This is a genomic window from Variovorax sp. CCNWLW186 (assembly GCF_037203865.1).
Classification (GTDB): Bacteria; Pseudomonadota; Gammaproteobacteria; order Burkholderiales; family Burkholderiaceae_C; genus Variovorax.
This window is the reverse complement of the sequence record NZ_JBBCBO010000033.1, coordinates 27,858-44,574: the sequence shown is the minus strand read 5'-3', so window position 1 is coordinate 44,574 and position 16,717 is coordinate 27,858. Positions and strand designations below refer to the sequence as shown.

Below are 16,717 nucleotides of genomic sequence, written 5' to 3'. Positions count from 1 at the left end.
TGCTCCCCGCAGCGAAATAAAGGAGGAGGCGAAGCCGGGGGACATTCGCGGAGGGGAGTACCCGGTGGCCTTTGCACGCGCCCCGAACAAGACCGCGCACAACCCGCAACGCAACGGTAAAGCAACCGACATGAACTACACCGTCAACAGCCACACCACCTACTGCTACACAGGCGGCAAGACCTTCGATGCAACCAAGCCGACCGTGGTCTTCATCCACGGCGTGCTCAACGACCACAGCGTGTGGATCCTGCAAAGCCGCTGGTTCGCCAACCACGGCTGGAACGTGCTCGCGCTCGACCTGCCCGGCCATTGCAAGAGCGAGGGGCCGCCGCCTGCCAGCGTGGAAGAGGCCGCGCAGTTCGTCATTGCGCTGCTCGACGCCGCCGGCGTGCAAAAGGCTGCGCTGGTGGGCCACAGCTTCGGCTCGCTCATTGCGCTCGAAGCCGCCGCACGCGCGCCCGAGCGCGTTACGCATCTTGCGCTGGTGGGCACCGCCTACCCGATGACCGTGTCGCCCGCACTGCTCGACGGCGCCCTCAACGATCCGCAGCGTGCCATCACCATGGTGAACAACTTCTCGCACTCGCTGCTTGCACCGCCGCCCTCCTCGCTAGGCCCCGGCACGTGGCTCTACGGCAGCTCGCGCGCGCTGATGCGCCGCGTGCTCGCGAGCAACCGCAGCGCCAACGTGTTCCACATCGGCTTCAAGGCCTGCAACGACTACGCCAACGGCGAACAAGCCATCGAAGCCGTGCAATGCCCGGTGCTCTTCCTGCTTGGCGATGCCGACCAGATGACGCCGCCGCGCGCCACCAAGGCACTCGCCGGCAAGGCGAAGCAGGGCAAGGTCGTCACGGTGCATGCGGGGCACTCGCTGATGAGCGAGGCACCCGACGAAGTGCTGTTTGCGCTGCGCGACTTCGTCGGCACGCCCGCCTGAGCCAACGTTATTCGGGCGCAATGCCCGCGCGATGGGCCAGCGCGCGGTAGCGCGAGATCTCGCCCTCCATCTGGCTGCGGAACGCCGCCGCGCCGATTGCAACCGGCTCCATGCCTTGCGTGCGAAGCTGGGCCTGCAAGGCCGGGCTGCTCATGGTTGCGGTGACCGCTCGCGCCAGCTTGTCGAGCACCGGTGCCGGCGTGCGAGCCGGCGCGGCAAAGCCGTACCAGGCGTCGAAGGTCGCTTCTGGCAGCCCCTGTTCGGCCAGGGTGCGCACCTCGGGCAGCATGCTGGAGCGCGTCGCGCCCACGATGCCCAGCGCACGCAGCTTGCCCGAGCGCACATGCGGCGCCACGGCGGCCACGGTGTCGATGCCGATCTCGATCTCGCCGCCGATCACCGCCATCGAGCCTTGGCTGCTGCCCTTGTACGGAATGTCCTGCAGCTGGATACCCGCGGCCAAGGCGAGCAATTCGCCCGCCAGGTGGGGCCCCGAGCCGGCGCCGAAGGTTGCGTAGCGGATGCTCTTCGGCTTGGCCTTGGCGGCGGCAATGAGCTCGGGCAGCGAGCGCCATGGCGTTCCGGCCCCCACCACCAGCACCAGCGGCGTGCGCGCGACGATGGCAATGGGCGCGAGATCGCGCGCCGGGTCGTAGGGCAGCTTGGCGCGAAGCGCGGGGTTCACGCTGTAGCTGGTGGAGCCCGAGAGCAGCAGCGTGTACCCGTCCGGCGCGGCCTTGGCGACCGCATCGGTGCCGATGATGGTAGAGGCGCCGGGCTTGTTGTCGATGACCACGGGCTGGCCGAGCCGCTCCGACAAGCCCTGCCCCATCGCCCGCGCGACGATGTCAGTGCCGCCACCCGGTGGAAAAGGTACGACCAGCTTCACGGGCTTGTCGGGCCAGGCGTCCTGCGCGAGTGCGGGCGCATGCAGGGCGATGAAGGCCGAAGCACAGGCCAGCAGGCTTCGAAGGGTATGGGAGAGAGCAGTTTTCATGGTTCGTCCAAGAAGAAAAATCAGGAGGCGGCATGCTGTTTTTTCTCGGCCGCCCACGGCGCGAGCCCCGGTTCGCCCAAGTCCCAATACAGGCCCGCCATGATCTGCAGGCCCTCCCGCGCGAGCGAGGCCAGCAGGTGTTCGTTGGGCGCATGCTGCGCACAAGCCGGATAGGAATGCGGCACCCACAGCGTGGGCAAGCCCAGGAGGTCGGCAAAGACGTCGTTGGGCAACGAGCCCGCGAGGTTGGGCAGCAGGTCGATGCGCTGGCCGCTGCTTTGCTCGATGGAGCGCCGGGCCCAGTCGACCCAGGGGTTCTCCACATCGAGCCGCGTGGCAGCGCCCTCGAGCGTGACCTGCACCTCGACGTTGCCGAAGCCGTGTGTGTCGAGATGCGCGCGCACGATGTTCGCCAAGTCTCGCCACGGCGTTCCGACCACGAAACGTAACTGGCAATGCGCGACCGCCTCGGAGGGAATCGCGTTCACCGGCCGCTGGGGCGATCCGGCGCCGAGTGCGAGCACCTCGATGGTGTTCCACGCCACGAGCCGCTCCGCGGGGCTTAGACCAGGCTCGCCCCAGCCTTCGTCCAGCGTGGGGTCGTCGGCCCCGCCTCCGATGCCAATATTGGCCAGCGCCTTGCGCACGCCCTGCGGAATTTCCGGCGGGCGCAGGGCATCAACCAGAATGCGACCGCGCGCATCCACCAGCGAGGCTACCGCGTGGCTCAGCACCGTGGCGGGGTTGGCGAGCACGCCGCCCCAGTTGCCCGAGTGGTAACCCCGCGCCCGTGCACGCAGCCGCAGGCTGAAGTTGACGGCACCGCGCGAGCCAAGAAAAAGCGTGGCCCGCTCGGCGCTCACGCGCGGCCCGTCGCTGGCAATGAACAGGTCGGCGCGCAGTTTGTCGCGCTGCTGCTCGCACACCGCATGCAGGCCCGGTGACGCGGCCTCTTCGCCTGTTTCGATAAGCCAGGTGACGTTGTAGCCCAGGCGCCCGCCCCGCGCACGCAGCGCGGCGGCCAGCCCGCCGAGCGCAATGGTGTGCTGGCCCTTGTTGTCGGCCGTGCCGCGCCCGTACCAGCGGTCGCCGCGCACGGTGAGCGCCCAGGGCCCGAGGCCTTCGTCCCAATGCGCGTCCTGCCCGCTCACCACGTCGCCGTGGCCGTAGCTCAGCACGGTGGGCAATGCGGGGTCTTCGATGCGCCGCGCAATCAGGAACGGCCCGCCGCCGGGCACCGGGTTCTCGACGATCTCGCACTCGAAGCCCAGCGCAATCAGCGGCGGCACCAGTTCCTCCCGCAGGTAGGCACCGAGCGCGGGCGTGGCGGCGCCGGTGTCGCTTTCGGTGCGAAAGGCGATGCGCCGCTGCAGGTCTGCGAAGAAGCCGCCGTCGTCGAAATAGGCGGCGGCAGCGGCAAGGCTGTCGGTACGTTGCATGAAGAGTTTTCCTGTGTCCGTGGGGTGCAGCAAGTACAAGGCCTGGAGAGCGATGCTTCCAGCATCGTTTTGGCAAGCTACCATTGCCTTCAAGGCAAGGCTTCGACCCCTCATGGCACCACCGCTTCTCAGCATTCCGATGCGCCACTTCCTCGAGGTGGCGCGCAGCGGCTCGGTCAGCCAGGCGGCGGCGCGGCTGTTCGTGGCCTCGTCCGCGGTCAGCCGGCAGATCGCCAAGCTTGAAGACAGCTTGGGCACGCCGCTGTTCGAGCGCCACGCACGCGGCATGGCACTCAACGCAGCCGGCGAGCGGCTCGCGGCACATTTGCGCAATGCGCAGCTCGACATCGAACAGGTCTTCGAACAGGTGCGCGACCTCGGCGGCCGCAGCGCGCACCGCATTCGCACCGCTTGTACCGAAGGGTTCGCAGCGCACTTCATGCCGCAACTCATGCGCAGCTTCGAATCGTCGCATCCGGGCACACAGCTCGAATTGCATGTGGGCTCGCCCGATGGTGTGAGCGCGCTGCTTGCCCGCGGAGAGGCCGACATCGCCTTGAAATACGTCGTGGCGCCGGAGCCCGGGTTGAAGATCGAGCATTCGGCCAATGCACCCGTGTTCGCGGTGCTGCGCCCGGACCATCCGCTGGCGCGGCAGCGCGTGGTGTCGGTTGCAGATGCCGTGCGCTACCCGCTGGCCGTGGGCGACAAGGGCGTGACCGCCCGGCAGCTGTTCGACCAGGCGTGCAGCCTGCAGGGCCTGCAATACCGCGCGATCTTCGTCAGCAACTTTTCATCCGTGCTGCTGCCGCTCTTGCGCACACCGGACGTGATGCTCTCCGGGCACCTGACAGTGACGCACCTCATCGACGCGGGCGAGGTGGTGGCGCGCCCGTTTGCCGAGGCGCCGCTGCAGCAGCGGCAATTGCAGGTGCTGGCGCTCGAAGGCCGAACGCTCACACCGCTGGCGCAAGAATTCGTGCGGCACATGGTGAATGCCATTGCCGGCGCGGGCCGGCGCAAGCTGGGGCGCGCGCGTTCCGGCGCGGCGGGATAAGGTCAGACCGCGAATTCAGCCGGCCGCTTCTCGAGCACGGCCAGCAGCAGGTCGACATCCAGGCTGGAAGGCTGCGGCGCCTGCAGCGCGCCGAGCATGCGCGAGAGCGTTTCGGCGTGTGGCAGCAGCGGGCCCAGGAAGCGGGTGCCCTCGGCACCGGCGATCAGCAGCGTCGGAAAGGTCTCCACGTCGAACGCATCGGCAATCTCGGCGTGGTCTTCGATGTCGACCCACGCAAAGCGGAATTGCGGATGCGCCCGCGCCACCTGCTCCAGCAGCGGACGGTAGTCGCGGCAGGTGCCGCACCATTCAGCGCACAGGCACACGACCCATGGCGCGGCGCCGGCCGGCTCGGCGGATTCGGGGGCGGCGGGAAGAGCGCTCAAAGCTGATGCTGTGAAAGTGTGAATACAAACCGCAGTGGTGCGGCCGGAAGGTCGTGGCTATTATGAACAAAGCGCCTTTGGCGCCCAGGAGACTCGCACGATGAACACCACGACTGCCCCGGAATCTGCTGTCGATCCGCGACGTTTCAAGAGCTTTGCGGAGTTCTACCCGTTCTACCTCACCGAGCACGCCAACCGCACCTGCCGGCGCCTGCACTTCGTGGGCTCGACCATTTCACTGGTGTGCCTGGTGGCCCTGGTGGTCACGCGCGATCCGCTCTGGCTGCTGGCTGGGCTGGTGGCGGGCTATGGCTTTGCCTGGATCGGGCATTTCGGCTTCGAGAAGAACCGGCCCGCCTCGTTCAAGCGCCCGCTCTATTCGTTCATGGGCGACTGGGCGATGTACCGCGACATCTGGCTGGGCAGGGTCAAGATCTGACCGCTACTAAATAAGGAGCACGTCGCCCAGACGCAGCGATCGCAGCGGCCCCTTTTGCCACAGGTCTTCGAGTGGCTCGGCGCGCGGCATCAGCAGCTCCCTGAGCAGCGGTTCGATCGGCGTGGACGGATCGGCCAACAGCACGTAGCGCGGGTCTTCGTTCGGCGTTTCTTCGGCGAGCGGCGCAATCCAGTCGAGCACCACCAGGGTTTCGAGTACCGGCACGAATTGCAGCGTGTCGACCCGCATGCGCGTGACGAGCTCGGTGGCTCCCATGCCCTTGGCCGGCGTGGCGCGCGCACGCGCCAGGTGCTGCAGCACCTCCATGGCCAATTGCAGCGGCCACCCGGCCTGCCCGCCTCGGCGCGCAACGCCGGTCAACAGGCTCGGCAGATAGGCCGCGATGACCGCGCCGAGCAGCACGATCACCCAGGCCACGTAGATCCACACCAGCAGAATCGGCACCGTCGCAAACGCACCGTAGAGCACCGAATAGGTCGGCACCAGGCTCAGGTAGTAGCCCAGCACGCGCTTGGCGATCTCGATGGCGGCCGCCACGAAGATGCCACCGGCCCACGCATGCGACCAGCGCACGTTGGTGTTCGGCACGTAGTGGTAAAGCGAGGCCATGCCCGCCGCAAGCAGCACGAATTCGAAGGTGTCCAAAAACAGCTTGACGATGCTTCCGCCCACCACGTCGCGCGAAAAGGAAAACACATACGAAGTGGTCGACAGACTCACCGCCAGGATCAGCGGGCCAAGCGTGATGGCGGCCCAGTAGATCAGCACGCGCTGCGCAAAAGGCCGCGGCGAACGCACCCGCCAGATGTTGTTGAGCGTCTTGTCGATGGTGAGAATCAGCGCAATGGCGGTGATCAGCAGCACCACCAGGCCCGCAATGCCCAGGCCGCCGGCCTTGCTCGAGAACTGGTTCAGGTAGCCCAGCACCTGGCGCGCGATGTTGTCGGGAATCAGACTCTCGATGAGCCAGCGCTGCAGGCGCCCTTGCAGCTTGGCGAACATCGGGAACACGGTAAAAAGCGCCAGCGCCACGGTGAAGAACGGCACCATCGCAATGGTGGTGGTGAAGGTAAGACTGCTGGCAGTCAGCCCCAGGCGATCTTCGCGAAAACGCTCGCCCAGCACCGCCGCGGTGTTGCCCCACGGAAAACGCGAAAGATCCCTCCACAGCTGACGACGATTCATGGCCGGTATCATAAGAACCCGATCCCTCTCCTCGTCTTCGCACACTCCGTGTCGCCAGTTCCGCGGTGTTCACTCCATGCAAACCATCACGCCGCAGGCCTCTTCTTCCGTCCGCGCCACCCGCTGGCTTGCCGTGGGCAGCGTCGTCGGCCTGATCGTGCTGGGGCTGGCCTGGGAGCTGTGGCTCGCGCCGCTGCGGCCTGGCGGTTCGCTGCTGGCGCTGAAGGTGCTGCCGCTTGTCATTCCGCTTGCGGGGCTCTACAAGAACCGCATGTACACCTACCGCTGGGTCAGCCTGATGATCTGGCTTTATTTCACCGAGGGCGTGGTGCGCGCGTGGAGCGACACCAACGGCGTGGGGCAAGTGCTCGCGCTGGTCGAGGTGCTGCTGTGCCTCATGCTCTTTGCCGCCTGCGCCTGGCATGTGCGGCTGCGCCTTCGCAATGCCAAGGCTGCCCGCCAACTGGAGGCTTCCGCCCAATGACGTCAACGACGACCTCTTCTTCCGCTCCCCTCATCGACCAGCTGCGCGCCATCGTCGGTGCGCAGCATGTGCTGAACGAGGGCGACCTTGCGGCCTACGAGCAAGACTGGCGCAAGCGCGCGCGCGGCAAGTCGCTGGCCGTGGTGCGGCCCGCCAACGCGCAGCAGGTGGCCGACGTGGTCAAGGCCTGCGCCGCGGCCGGCACGGCCATCGTGCCGCAGGGCGGCAACACCGGGCTGGCAGTGGGCTCCATTCCCGACGACAGCGGCACGCAGGTGGTGCTGAGCCTGCAGCGGCTCAACGCGATTCGCACCGTTGACGCGGCCAACCTCACAATGACGGTGGAGGCCGGCTGCATCTTGCAGACGCTGCAGGAAACGGCGGAGAAGCAAGGCTTTCTGTTCCCGCTGAGCCTTGCGGCCGAAGGCAGCTGCACCATCGGCGGCAACCTTGCAACCAATGCCGGCGGCACGCAGGTGGTTCGCTACGGCAACACGCGCGATCTGTGCCTGGGCCTCGAAGTGGTTACGCCGCAAGGCGAAATCTGGGAAGGCACCAGCGGCTTGCGCAAGGACAACACCGGCTACGACCTGCGCGACCTGATGATCGGCAGCGAAGGCACGCTCGGCATCATCACCGCGGCCACCATGAAGCTCTACCCGCTGCCCGCCGCACAGCTCACGGCGTGGGCCGCGGTGCCCTCGCTCGACCATGCGGTCACGCTGCTCGGCCTTGCGCACAAGCACCTGGGCTCGGGTCTCACGGGCTTCGAAGTGATGGGCAAGTTTGCATTGAGCCTGGTCGACAAGCACATGCCGCAACTGCGCGTGCCGTTCATCGGCGACGACGCCGTGCCGTACTGCGTGCTGCTCGAGAACTCCGACAGCGAATCCGAAGACCATGCGCGCGCACGCTTCGAGGCATTGCTCGAAACGGCTTTCGAAGACGGCTGCGTGACCGATGCAGTGGTGGCCGAGAACCTTGCGCAGGCACACCAGCTCTGGCACATCCGCGAGAGCATTCCGCTCGCGCAGGCCGAAGAGGGCTTGAACATCAAGCACGACATCTCGATTCCCGTGTCGAGTATTCCGGCCTTCGTGGCCGAGACCGATGCGCTGCTGGCGCGCGAGATTGCGGGAGTGCGGCTGGTGAACTTCGGCCACCTGGGCGACGGCAACCTGCACTACAACGTGCAGGCGCCCGAGAACATCGACACCAAGGCTTTCCTGAAGAACGAGGAAGAGCGCATCAACACGCTGGTGTACGACGCCGTCGAAAAGTTCGGCGGCTCGTTCTCTGCCGAGCATGGCGTGGGCTCGCTCAAGGTCGACAAGCTCGAGAAGCACAAGTCGCCCGTGGCGCTGGAAATGATGCGCGCCATCAAGCGCGGGCTCGACCCCAAGAACATCCTGAACCCGGGCCGCGTGATCCGCGTTTAGGGCCTGCGGATATTTCTCCCTCCCCTCCCCGGGGGAGGGCCGGGGTGGGGGCACGCGGCCTTCAATCCCGCGCTGCGATGAATGCGGGGGGCAGCCCCCATCCCAACCTTCCCCCAACGGGGGAAGGAGCAAGACAAAACACTCAACGTGGAAAGTCTTCGCCGCGCAGTTCGATGGGCTGGCCGTGCGGCGTGCGGTCGGCCGCGTGGTCCCAGGCGTGGCGGTAGCGCGCGAGTTCATCGCCCGAGCTCGCGCCCTTGCAGGCCACAAGGCCTTCGAGTGCGGCAAGCCAATGGCGGTAATAGGTGTCACCGGCATCAGGGTCTCCCGCAGCTTGCGCGGCGGTGATCTGCGCCGCCAGCGCGTCGGCCCACTCCACCCAGCTGAACAGGCCGCGCTCGTGCAGCGCGAGCGTCATCGCAAAGGCCTGCGCTTCCCACGGCTCGCGGAACACCGGGCCATCGGCATCGCGCGGCATGCCGGGAGCGAGCGCGAGCGGTGGCATGTCGATCTTCATGTCCAATTTCATGCGATGGCCTCCAGGTAGCTTTCCCACGCGTCGACCGACACCGAGAGGTTCTGGCGCGGCGCCGCATCCCCCCAGAGCTCGGCTTCCTCGAAGACGACCGTGTACAGCCACTGCGGCTGTTCACCAAGACCCTGCGCATTCGCATCGGCGAACACATGCGCGCCGTGAACATGTTCGATGGTGCCGCGCTTGCCCTGCACATAGCCCGGCAGCCGCGTGTGATGGTCGACCTTGCCGACGTGCATGCGCACGGCCTGCCCGACGGCAAAGCGCGTAGGGCCTGGCGCGGCGCGCTCGGTAGGCGAACCCTTGGCGAGCACCGCGGGCACGCTCTGGGCTTGCAGCACACGGGCGACCGGCGCGGCCGGATGGCGCATCTCGCCAGACGCGATCTCGTCGGCAAAAACCTGCCCTCGCTGCAGCATCAGCTGCTCGAGCGCCCCAAGCCATATCTGGTAGTAGCTCAGGTCGCGGTAGTTCGGCAGCGTCTCGCGCATGGCGCGGCTCGCATCGATGTTCCAGGAACCGGTTGCGCCCATGGCAAGCGTGAGCGCCAGCGCGCGCGGTTCCCAGCCGGCGTGGAAGAGTTCGCCCTCGGGCTCGGGCGTGACCGGCCCGAAGCCCGGCTGGCCGCCCAGGTCGGCCTGCGTCACGTAGCTCATGCGGCGCTCCTTGCGGCAACTGGCGCATCGGCAAGGCGCGTGCCGATCATCGAATCGCGCGAGACGAGGCTGGCGAGTTCGTCTTCGCTCCATCCTTCGGTGCCGGCGGGCCTCTGCGGAATCACGAGATAGCGCACCTCGGCGGTCGAATCCCAGACGCGGATGCGCGTCGTCTCGGGCAGCACCGTGCCGAAGTCGGCCAGCACGCCGCGCGGGTCCTTCACGGCGCGCGAACGGTATGGGGCGCTTTTGTACCAAGTGGGCGGCAGGCCGAGCACGGGCCAGGGGTAGCAGCTGCACAGGGTGCAGACGACCATGTGGTGCTGTTCGCCGGTGTTCTGCACTGCCACCATGTGCTCGCCCTGGCGGCCGGTGTAGCCGAGCGAGGCAATCGCGGCCGTGGCATCAGCCATCAGCCACTCGTGAAAGTTTGGGTCGACCCAGGCCCGTGCCACCACCCTTGCCCCGTTGCGCGGCCCGATGCGGGTCTGATAGGTGTCGATCAGCGCATCGAGCGCAGCGGGGTCGATATAGCCCTTTTGCGTGAGCACGCTTTCCAGCGCCCGCACGCGCAGGTCCATTTCGCCGAGTTCGCTGTGGTCGTGGGAGTGGTCATGGACGTGGTTGTGGCCGGTCATCTGCCGATGCTAGCGCCGCCCCGTAAAATTCCCAACATGACCTCGACCGCCCGCCCCGTCCGCTCCCAGTACGAAGATTTCATGCGCCACGTGGACACCCACGGGGTGTTCAAGAGCGACCGCACCGGCACGGGCACCAAGAGCGTGTTCGGCCACCAGATGCGCTTCGACCTGAACGAAGGCTTTCCGCTGGTGACCACGAAGAAGGTGCACCTGAAGTCCATCATCCAGGAACTGCTGTGGTTTTTAACCGGCTCCAGCAACAACAACTGGCTCAAGGAGCGCGGCGTCACCATCTGGGACGAGTGGGCGCGCGAAGACGGCGACCTGGGCCCCGTGTACGGCGTGCAATGGCGCAGTTGGCCCACGCCCGACGGCGGCCACATCGACCAGATTTCCGAAGTCATCAAGACGCTGAAGACCAACCCCGATTCGCGCCGCATCATCGTGAGCGCGTGGAACGTGGCCGAGCTCTCGAAGATGGCGCTCATGCCCTGCCATGCCTTCTTCCAGTTCTACGTGGCGCCGCCGCAGGCACCAGGGGAGCGCGGGAAGCTGAGCTGCCAGCTCTACCAGCGCAGCGCCGACATTTTTCTTGGCGTGCCCTTCAACATTGCCAGCTACGCGCTGCTCACGCACATGGTGGCGCAGCAGTGCGACCTCGACGTGGGCGACTTCATCTGGACCGGCGGCGACTGCCACATCTACAGCAACCACGCCGAGCAGGTGGCGCTGCAGCTGAGCCGCACACCCTACGCGTACCCTACGCTCCACATCAAGCGCAAGCCGGCTTCGATCTTCGACTACCAGTACGAAGACTTCGAAGTGCTCGACTACAAGCACCACGAGGCGATCAAGGCGCCCGTGGCTGTGTGACCGCACTGCTCCGCCCGATATGCCTACACCGCGTTTGCACCTCATCTTCGCCCGCGCCGCCAACGGCGTGATCGGTGCCAAGGGCACCATGCCGTGGCACCTGCCCGAAGACATGGTGCACTTCAAGCAGCAGACGGCCGGCGCGCCGGTCGTCATGGGCCGCAAGACCTGGGATTCGCTGCCGCCGCGCTTCAGGCCCCTGCCAGGTCGGCACAACATCGTCATCACACGGCAGGACGACTGGAAAGCCGAAGGCGCGCACCGCGTGGGCAGCCTGCAGGAAGCGCTCACGCTGTGCGAAGAATCGCAGGTGCCCGACGTGTGGGTGATCGGCGGCGCGCAGATCTATGCCGAAGCCGAACCGCTCGCGCAGTACGCCGTGGTGACCGAGCTCGCGCACGACTACGAAGGCGATGCGCACGCGCCCGAACTCTCCCCTGCCGAGTGGCGCGAGACAAAGCGCGAGCCGCACGTCTCGGCCAAGGAAGGCCTCCACTTCAGCTTCGTGACCTACGAACGCGTGGGATCGCCCAAGGCATGAGCGGCGGCATCCGACAACGCCTTGCTGTCCCGCCGATGCGGCGCCGTTCCCTCCTGGCCGGCGCCGCACTGCTTTGCGGCCTGGCGCCGATGCGTGCGCTGCAGGCGGCCGAGCGGCTCGAGCCCGATGAAGAAGCGCTCTTCATGCCAGGCACGGCGCGCCCCACCAGCGACGGCCGGTTCGAGGTCGACATTCACGCCTGGGTGTACGAGCCCGAGCGGCGCTGGGGCCTGAACGCCGCGTTCGCGCGCTACCTGGGCCTGAGCCTGAACAAGCTCTCGCCCGCGGCGCGGCTGCGCTTCAACCAGCGCACGGCGCTGTTCCATGCCGAGTCGGAAGAAGGCAAGGTGTTCGACATCGATTTCGACGGCAGCCCCGCACGCGTGAGCTCGCCGCCTTCGGGCGCCAACGGCCGCATGGACATGCGGATCGTGATCGACGCACCCAAGGCATCGCCTTCGGACGAATGGCTGAAGTTCCATGCCGTGACCGGCCCGGGCGAACTGCTGCACCGCTTCAGGGGCCAGGCGCTGATCGTTCCCGCGGAGGGCCTGTCGATCATTTCGGACATCGACGACACCATCAAGCGCACGCAGGTGCGCGACCGGCGCGAGATGCTGCTGAACACGTTTGCGCGGCGCTTCGAGGCGGCGCCCGGCATGGCGGCCTACTACCGCGCACTGTCGCAAACGCCGGGCACGCGGTTCCACTACCTTTCGGCCAGCCCTATGCAGCTTTACCCCGCGCTGGCCGACTTCGTTCGCGACGCCGGCTTTCCCACCGGCAGCATGCACCTGCGCGAGAGCACGAGCTGGCGCACGCTGATTCCGGGCGACCAGGATTCGCGCGCGCACAAGCTCGGCATCATCGAGCGGCTGCTGGCCGATTTCCCGCACCGCCGGTTCATGCTGGTGGGCGATTCGGGCGAGAGCGATCCTGAAATCTATGGGCAGGTGGCGCGCGCCCATCCCAGCCGCATCGACAGCATCGCGATACGCGATGTAACCGGTGAAAGCAGTGCTGCCGAGCGCTACGCAACGGCGTTCGAAGGCATCGACGCCGCGCGCTGGCAGATTCTTCCCGCCGACCGGGGCCCGGCGCCGATGCAGGCCTCGCGGTAAGCGGTTTCAGTCGCCACCGGAATCAGCACCTTCGTTTCACCTTCGGGCAAAAACGAACACTTCAGTACACATCAAAAAGTCGTGTGCGGCGCAGGGATTAGGCACAAACGTGATTTTTTCCGCAAAATGTTTGTACCGCCATCTAGACAAGGAGACGGCTCATGTCCATGGAGTTTCTTCGAGTCATCGCCGAACAGAAATTGCCATACGTCGTCCACACGCCAGCAGATATCGACAGGGTGCGCGTGCTGCGTGCGGCCGAGCTGGTGACTGCTTTCATCCCGCCGTCCACCGGCCACGCGCCGGACGACCGCGCCATACGCCATCTCGCCCAGGTGGAATCGATCACCGCCAAGGGCAAGCTAGCGCTGAACAAGGCCACCTCGGCCTTCATCGAGCTCTGAGCTTCGCGGGCTCGAACCCCAGCCGCTTCATCGCGGCACCCGGGCTGATCGCGGCCTTCGCATAGCCGGCCCACGGGTCGTTGCCGCGGTCGAGCCGGGCATGGATGTTTCGGAGCGTCCACTGCGCGCCGCTTGCCAGCGTGGGCACTTCGGCCCACTCCACCGGCACCGACACCCCCATGCCCGGACGCGCACGCACCGACCATGCGCACACCGTGGTGGCACCGAAGCCGTTGCGCAGGTAGTCGATGAAGATGCGGCCGACGCGATTGCTCGGCCCGCTCTTGGCAACGAACATCTGCGGCACCGTGCGGGCCATGTGCCGCACGATGGCCTGCGAAAAATCCTTGACCGTGTCCCAGTCGTACTGCCGCTTGAGCGGCACGACCACATGCAGCCCCTTGCCGCCGCTGGTCTTGCAGAAAGACGGCAGGCCAAGTTCGTCGAGCACCACGCGCATCAGCTCCGTCGCCTGCAGCACCATGGGCCAGCCGACGCCCTCGCCCGGGTCGAGGTCGAAGGTCATGCGGTCGGGCTTGCCGATGAGCGTCTTCACGGCGTTCCAGGTGTGGAGCTCGATGACGTTCATCTGCGCCGCGCTCAACAGCCCCAAGGGGTTGGCCACTTCGATGAGCTCGGGGTGCGCGGGCCACAGCGCCGGATCGAGCTGCCGCACACCGGCCATCTGGCCCTCGTCGAGGTGCTTCTGAAAGAACAGCTGGCCCTTGATGCCCTGCGGCGCACGCACGAAAGACACTGGCCGGCTCTTCAGGTGCTCCATCATCAGCGGCGCGACAAGGCCGTAGAAACGCACCACCTCGACCTTGGTGATGCCGGTGGTCGGGTCGACCACGCGGTCGGCATTCGAGACCTTGAAGTTGGCCGGCATCGTGGCCGAGGGCTCGGGCCCGGCATCCGGCACGGGCTTGGCCTCTTTCCCCGCCTTGGCCTTCGGCTGGTGAACCGGCTTCTCGCGGATGATGGCCTTGGCGGGCTTGTCGGTGCGCACGCTGTGGAACACCGGGTGCCGCACGTGGCCGTCCTTCGTCCATTCCGAAAAAGTGACTTCGGCCAGCAGCACCGGCTTGACCCAATGCGCGCGGCGGTCGTTCTCGGTCGGGTCCTTGAACGGGCGCTTGTCGGTGCCGAGCGGCTTCAGCCTTTCGAGCATTTCGTTGAGGGTGCGGCCGTTGAAGCCCGCGCCCACCGCGCCTGAATAAACGAGGTCGCCCTTCTCGTCGTGCACGCCGATCAGCAATGCGCCGATGCCCACTCGCGAGCCCTTCGGATCGGTATAGCCGCCGATCACGAACTCCTGTCGCCGCGAGCACTTGAGCTTGATCCAGTCGGGTGAGCGGCGCGACGCATAGGTGCTGTTCTTGCGCTTGCCGATCACGCCTTCCAGCCCGATCTTGCAGGCCGACGCCACGATGTCTTCCGGCGGCGCATCGAAGATTTCGCTGAAGCGGATTTCGGGCGGCGCCTTGGCAAGCAGCGACTGCAGCAAGGCCCGGCGCTCGATGAGCGGCACGCCCGTGAGATCGAAGCCGTCGTAGTACGGCAGGTCGAAAAGAAAGTAGACGATGTTGCTGGTCTTCTCCTTGTCGAAGGCGTTTTGCAAGGCTTGAAAGTCGGTGCTTCCCGATTCGTTGAGCACCACGATCTCGCCGTCGAGCCACCCGGGCTTGAGCTTCATGCCCTTGATGGCGCGGACCAGCTGCGGCATGCGGCTGCTCCAGTCGTGCCCGTTGCGCGTGATGAGCTGCACGTCTTTATTCGCGTCGATTCGTGCGAGCAGGCGATACCCGTCGAACTTGATTTCGTAGAACCAGTTGTCGGGGTCGGGCGGCGGGCCGTCGACCAGCGTGGCAAGCAGCGGCGAAAGCTTGGCGGGCATGGCCGCCTTCACCGCATCGGCCGGCATGCCGCCGCCCGATGCCTTGCCGCGTTTTGCACGTGCGGGTGCCGCATTGGCCGCGGGCGCCGCGGCGCCGGGCGTAGGCATCGGCATCTCCGCCACGCTGTCGGGAAACTGGTCGACCACGCTGAACTCGGCGGCCGGGCGGGCGTAGTCGTCGTGCTCCTTGATCAGCAGCCACGCATCCTGCTTGTCGTCCTTGCTGCTGTGCATGCGCACCAGCGCCCACTTGCCACGCAGCTTGTAGCCATGCAGTTCGAACTTGAGGTTCCCCGCCTTGTAGCCCTTGCGCGCATCGCCGATGGGCGTCCAGGTGCCCTTGTCCCAGATGATCACCTTGCCCGCGCCGTACTGCTTGGGCGGTATCACGCCTTCGAACTGGTTGTACGAAATCGGATGGTCCTCGACGTGCACCGCCATGCGCTTGTCGTGCGTGTCGTAGCTCGGGCCCTTGGGCACCGCCCAGCTTTTCATCGCACCGTCGAGCTCGATTCGAAAGTCGTAGTGCAGCCGGCTTGCCCAGTGTTTCTGCACCACGAACTGCAGCGTGCCGGGTGCCGATGCGCCGCCTTCCTCCGGCTCCGGCGTAACGCCGAAGTTGCGCTTTTCCTTGTAGCGCTTCAGCGGGTTTGCGCGCGCCATGGTGTCTCGCTCCCCGCGTCCTGAGGATGGCTCGCCGCGTAGCGTTCGAGCAAAAGGTAAAGCACGACGCCGCCGGCCAGCGGCAGCAGGTAGTAGAGCGCGCGGTACGCCAGCACGGCGCCCATCAACGCGCCCTGCCGCACGGTGCCCGAGAGCAGCGCCAGGTACACGGCCTCCAGCACGCCCAGCCCGGCCGGAATCGGCGTGATCACCCCGACGATGGAAGCGGCGAGCAGCACGCTCAGCGTGGTCGCATACGGCACCTGCCGGCCCAGCAGCAGGTACATGGCGCAGCCCATCAACGCCCAGTTGGCGCTCGAAAGCGTGAGCTGCACCAGCGCGAGTTGCGCCGAAGGAAGCTTCAGCCGCCGCCCCCTCACCTGCCATTGGCGCCCGCGCGAGAACGCACAAGCCACCACGTAGGCGGCGGCCAGCAGGATCATCACCACGCCAAGCACGCGCAGTGCGTCCGTGCCGATGTTGGCCTGGCGCGGCGGCGTGATGGCACCCGCCGCAAACAGGCCGCCCGCCAGCAGCCCGTAGCCCAGCCAGTTGGTTGCCAGGCTGATGCCGACGATCTGCGCCACGGTGGTTTCGTCCACCCCGGCGCGCGCATAGAGCCGTGCACGCAGCGCGATGCCGCCCACCAGCGACCCCAGGTTGAGATTGAAGGCATAGCTCGTGACCGCGATGGCCCAGGTGCGCCAGCGGGGCACGCGGTGGCGTGTGTGCCGCCGGCCGATGAGGTCGAAGCATCCGTACAGCGCGTGGCTCGCGGTTGCGATGCCCAGCACGCCGAGCAGCAGCATGGCCGGATAGCGCTGCAATGCATGCCATGCACCCGCCCAGTCGACCTTGTGCGCGTGCGAAAGCAGCAGGCCCAGCACTGCCAGCCCGAGCAGCGGCAGCAGCCAGCGGCGGCAGCGCCGCCACAGCGACGGCTTCATGGGCGAAGGGCCGGCCGCCGAGAGCGTGGTGGCGTCGTGGTTCATGGTG

18 protein-coding genes are annotated in these 16,717 nt (G+C 66.7%); 9 read left to right on the top strand and 9 right to left on the bottom strand.

Annotation, left to right across the window (positions count from 1 at the left end):
- Nucleotides 1-130 precede the first annotated feature (130 nt).
- Nucleotides 131-943, top strand: coding sequence for an alpha/beta fold hydrolase (locus V9K97_RS25865; RefSeq protein ID WP_337321612.1), 813 nt, complete (start codon nt 131-133; stop codon nt 941-943).
- Nucleotides 944-950: 7 nt separating this feature from the next.
- Here the strand turns inward: V9K97_RS25865 and V9K97_RS25860 are convergent, their stop codons facing one another.
- A complete protein-coding gene (locus tag V9K97_RS25860) occupies nt 951-1,940 on the bottom strand; it encodes a Bug family tripartite tricarboxylate transporter substrate binding protein (protein WP_337321610.1) in 990 nt (329 codons plus the stop codon).
- A 20-nt stretch (nt 1,941-1,960) separates the two neighbouring features.
- Entirely contained in the window at nt 1,961-3,379 is a 1,419-nt protein-coding gene (locus V9K97_RS25855; protein ID WP_337321608.1) for a M20 family metallopeptidase, read from the bottom strand.
- A 112-nt stretch (nt 3,380-3,491) separates the two neighbouring features.
- Between V9K97_RS25855 and V9K97_RS25850 the strand changes: the two genes are divergently transcribed.
- Nucleotides 3,492-4,436, top strand: a complete 945-nt coding sequence (locus V9K97_RS25850; RefSeq protein WP_337321607.1) for a LysR family transcriptional regulator — start codon at nt 3,492-3,494, stop codon at nt 4,434-4,436.
- A 2-nt stretch (nt 4,437-4,438) separates the two neighbouring features.
- On the opposite strand, the gene V9K97_RS25845 is transcribed toward V9K97_RS25850, so the two are convergent.
- The gene (locus V9K97_RS25845) at nt 4,439-4,822 is read right to left on the bottom strand and encodes a thioredoxin family protein (RefSeq protein WP_281149902.1); all 384 of its coding nucleotides are present in this window, start codon (nt 4,820-4,822) and stop codon (nt 4,439-4,441) included.
- A 100-nt stretch (nt 4,823-4,922) separates the two neighbouring features.
- Here V9K97_RS25845 and V9K97_RS25840 point away from each other — a divergent pair, with 100 nt between their 5' ends.
- Nucleotides 4,923-5,261 carry an Mpo1-like protein gene (locus tag V9K97_RS25840; protein WP_337295322.1) on the top strand — a complete coding sequence of 113 codons (339 nt, stop codon included), beginning with the start codon at nt 4,923-4,925 and terminating at the stop codon, nt 5,259-5,261.
- Nucleotides 5,262-5,267: 6 nt separating this feature from the next.
- Here the strand turns inward: V9K97_RS25840 and V9K97_RS25835 are convergent, their stop codons facing one another.
- A complete protein-coding gene (locus V9K97_RS25835; protein WP_337321605.1) occupies nt 5,268-6,479 on the bottom strand; it encodes a YihY family inner membrane protein in 1,212 nt (403 codons plus the stop codon).
- 64 nt (nt 6,480-6,543) lie between these two features.
- Here V9K97_RS25835 and V9K97_RS25830 point away from each other — a divergent pair, with 64 nt between their 5' ends.
- Together V9K97_RS25830 and V9K97_RS25825 are read left to right on the top strand one after the other, a co-directional pair.
- Complete coding sequence (locus tag V9K97_RS25830; protein ID WP_337321603.1) at nt 6,544-6,951, top strand: DUF2069 domain-containing protein; 408 nt, start codon at nt 6,544-6,546, stop codon at nt 6,949-6,951.
- Complete coding sequence (locus tag V9K97_RS25825) at nt 6,948-8,390, top strand: FAD-binding oxidoreductase (protein WP_337321602.1); 1,443 nt, start codon at nt 6,948-6,950, stop codon at nt 8,388-8,390. Before V9K97_RS25830 ends, V9K97_RS25825 begins: the two co-directional genes overlap by 4 nt.
- A gap of 142 nt (nt 8,391-8,532) precedes the next feature.
- Here the strand turns inward: V9K97_RS25825 and V9K97_RS25820 are convergent, their stop codons facing one another.
- The 3 genes from V9K97_RS25820 to nthA are packed head-to-tail and all read right to left on the bottom strand — an operon-like array spanning nt 8,533 to nt 10,219.
- On the bottom strand, nt 8,533-8,907 hold the full coding sequence (locus V9K97_RS25820) for a nitrile hydratase accessory protein (RefSeq protein WP_337321614.1): 375 nt from the start codon (nt 8,905-8,907) through the stop codon (nt 8,533-8,535).
- Nucleotides 8,908-8,915: 8 nt separating this feature from the next.
- A complete protein-coding gene (gene nthB / locus V9K97_RS25815) occupies nt 8,916-9,581 on the bottom strand; it encodes a nitrile hydratase subunit beta (protein WP_337321600.1) in 666 nt (221 codons plus the stop codon).
- A complete protein-coding gene (gene nthA / locus V9K97_RS25810; protein ID WP_337321599.1) occupies nt 9,578-10,219 on the bottom strand; it encodes a nitrile hydratase subunit alpha in 642 nt (213 codons plus the stop codon). Before nthA ends, nthB begins: the two co-directional genes overlap by 4 nt.
- A 36-nt stretch (nt 10,220-10,255) precedes the next feature.
- Here nthA and V9K97_RS25805 point away from each other — a divergent pair, with 36 nt between their 5' ends.
- The 4 genes from V9K97_RS25805 to V9K97_RS25790 all read left to right on the top strand — a co-directional run bounded on the left by V9K97_RS25805 (nt 10,256) and on the right by V9K97_RS25790 (nt 13,161).
- Nucleotides 10,256-11,095, top strand: a complete 840-nt coding sequence (locus V9K97_RS25805; RefSeq protein ID WP_157613028.1) for a thymidylate synthase — start codon at nt 10,256-10,258, stop codon at nt 11,093-11,095.
- A 19-nt stretch (nt 11,096-11,114) separates the two neighbouring features.
- Entirely contained in the window at nt 11,115-11,636 is a 522-nt protein-coding gene (locus V9K97_RS25800; RefSeq protein WP_337321598.1) for a dihydrofolate reductase, read from the top strand.
- 35 nt (nt 11,637-11,671) lie between these two features.
- Nucleotides 11,672-12,757 (top strand): phosphatidate phosphatase App1 family protein, encoded by a 1,086-nt coding sequence (locus V9K97_RS25795; protein WP_337321597.1) that lies wholly within the window; start codon nt 11,672-11,674, stop codon nt 12,755-12,757.
- 161 nt (nt 12,758-12,918) lie between these two features.
- A complete protein-coding gene (locus V9K97_RS25790; protein WP_337308894.1) occupies nt 12,919-13,161 on the top strand; it encodes a hypothetical protein in 243 nt (80 codons plus the stop codon).
- Here V9K97_RS25790 and ligD read toward each other — a convergent pair.
- Together ligD and V9K97_RS25780 are read right to left on the bottom strand one after the other, a co-directional pair.
- Nucleotides 13,148-15,721: a DNA ligase D gene (gene ligD, locus V9K97_RS25785; protein WP_337321596.1), complete on the bottom strand. Its 2,574-nt coding sequence runs from the start codon at nt 15,719-15,721 to the stop codon at nt 13,148-13,150. The two genes, V9K97_RS25790 and ligD, sit on opposite strands and share 14 nt — an antisense overlap.
- A complete protein-coding gene (locus tag V9K97_RS25780) occupies nt 15,700-16,713 on the bottom strand; it encodes a lysylphosphatidylglycerol synthase domain-containing protein (protein ID WP_337321594.1) in 1,014 nt (337 codons plus the stop codon). Before V9K97_RS25780 ends, ligD begins: the two co-directional genes overlap by 22 nt.
- Nucleotides 16,714-16,717: the final 4 nt, after the last annotated feature.

Excerpts from the sequence above, each read along its gene's own strand:
- V9K97_RS25840 (WP_337295322.1), top strand. The coding sequence starts at position 4,923 with ATGAACACCACGACTGCCCCGGAATCTGCTGTCGATCCGCGACGTTTC.
- V9K97_RS25850 (WP_337321607.1), top strand. The coding sequence starts at position 3,492 with ATGGCACCACCGCTTCTCAGCATTCCGATGCGCCACTTCCTCGAGGTG.
- V9K97_RS25800 (WP_337321598.1), top strand. The coding sequence starts at position 11,115 with ATGCCTACACCGCGTTTGCACCTCATCTTCGCCCGCGCCGCCAACGGC.
- V9K97_RS25855 (WP_337321608.1), bottom strand. The coding sequence starts at position 3,379 with ATGCAACGTACCGACAGCCTTGCCGCTGCCGCCGCCTATTTCGACGAC.
- V9K97_RS25820 (WP_337321614.1), bottom strand. The coding sequence starts at position 8,907 with ATGAAGATCGACATGCCACCGCTCGCGCTCGCTCCCGGCATGCCGCGC.
- V9K97_RS25790 (WP_337308894.1), top strand. The coding sequence starts at position 12,919 with ATGTCCATGGAGTTTCTTCGAGTCATCGCCGAACAGAAATTGCCATAC.
- nthB (WP_337321600.1), bottom strand. The coding sequence starts at position 9,581 with ATGAGCTACGTGACGCAGGCCGACCTGGGCGGCCAGCCGGGCTTCGGG.
- V9K97_RS25805 (WP_157613028.1), top strand. The coding sequence starts at position 10,256 with ATGACCTCGACCGCCCGCCCCGTCCGCTCCCAGTACGAAGATTTCATG.
- V9K97_RS25865 (WP_337321612.1), top strand. The coding sequence starts at position 131 with ATGAACTACACCGTCAACAGCCACACCACCTACTGCTACACAGGCGGC.
- ligD (WP_337321596.1), bottom strand. The coding sequence starts at position 15,721 with ATGGCGCGCGCAAACCCGCTGAAGCGCTACAAGGAAAAGCGCAACTTC.
- V9K97_RS25825 (WP_337321602.1), top strand. The coding sequence starts at position 6,948 with ATGACGTCAACGACGACCTCTTCTTCCGCTCCCCTCATCGACCAGCTG.
- V9K97_RS25860 (WP_337321610.1), bottom strand. The coding sequence starts at position 1,940 with ATGAAAACTGCTCTCTCCCATACCCTTCGAAGCCTGCTGGCCTGTGCT.
- nthA (WP_337321599.1), bottom strand. The coding sequence starts at position 10,219 with ATGACCGGCCACAACCACGTCCATGACCACTCCCACGACCACAGCGAA.
- V9K97_RS25795 (WP_337321597.1), top strand. The coding sequence starts at position 11,672 with ATGCGGCGCCGTTCCCTCCTGGCCGGCGCCGCACTGCTTTGCGGCCTG.
- V9K97_RS25835 (WP_337321605.1), bottom strand. The coding sequence starts at position 6,479 with ATGATACCGGCCATGAATCGTCGTCAGCTGTGGAGGGATCTTTCGCGT.
- V9K97_RS25830 (WP_337321603.1), top strand. The coding sequence starts at position 6,544 with ATGCAAACCATCACGCCGCAGGCCTCTTCTTCCGTCCGCGCCACCCGC.
- V9K97_RS25780 (WP_337321594.1), bottom strand. The coding sequence starts at position 16,713 with ATGAACCACGACGCCACCACGCTCTCGGCGGCCGGCCCTTCGCCCATG.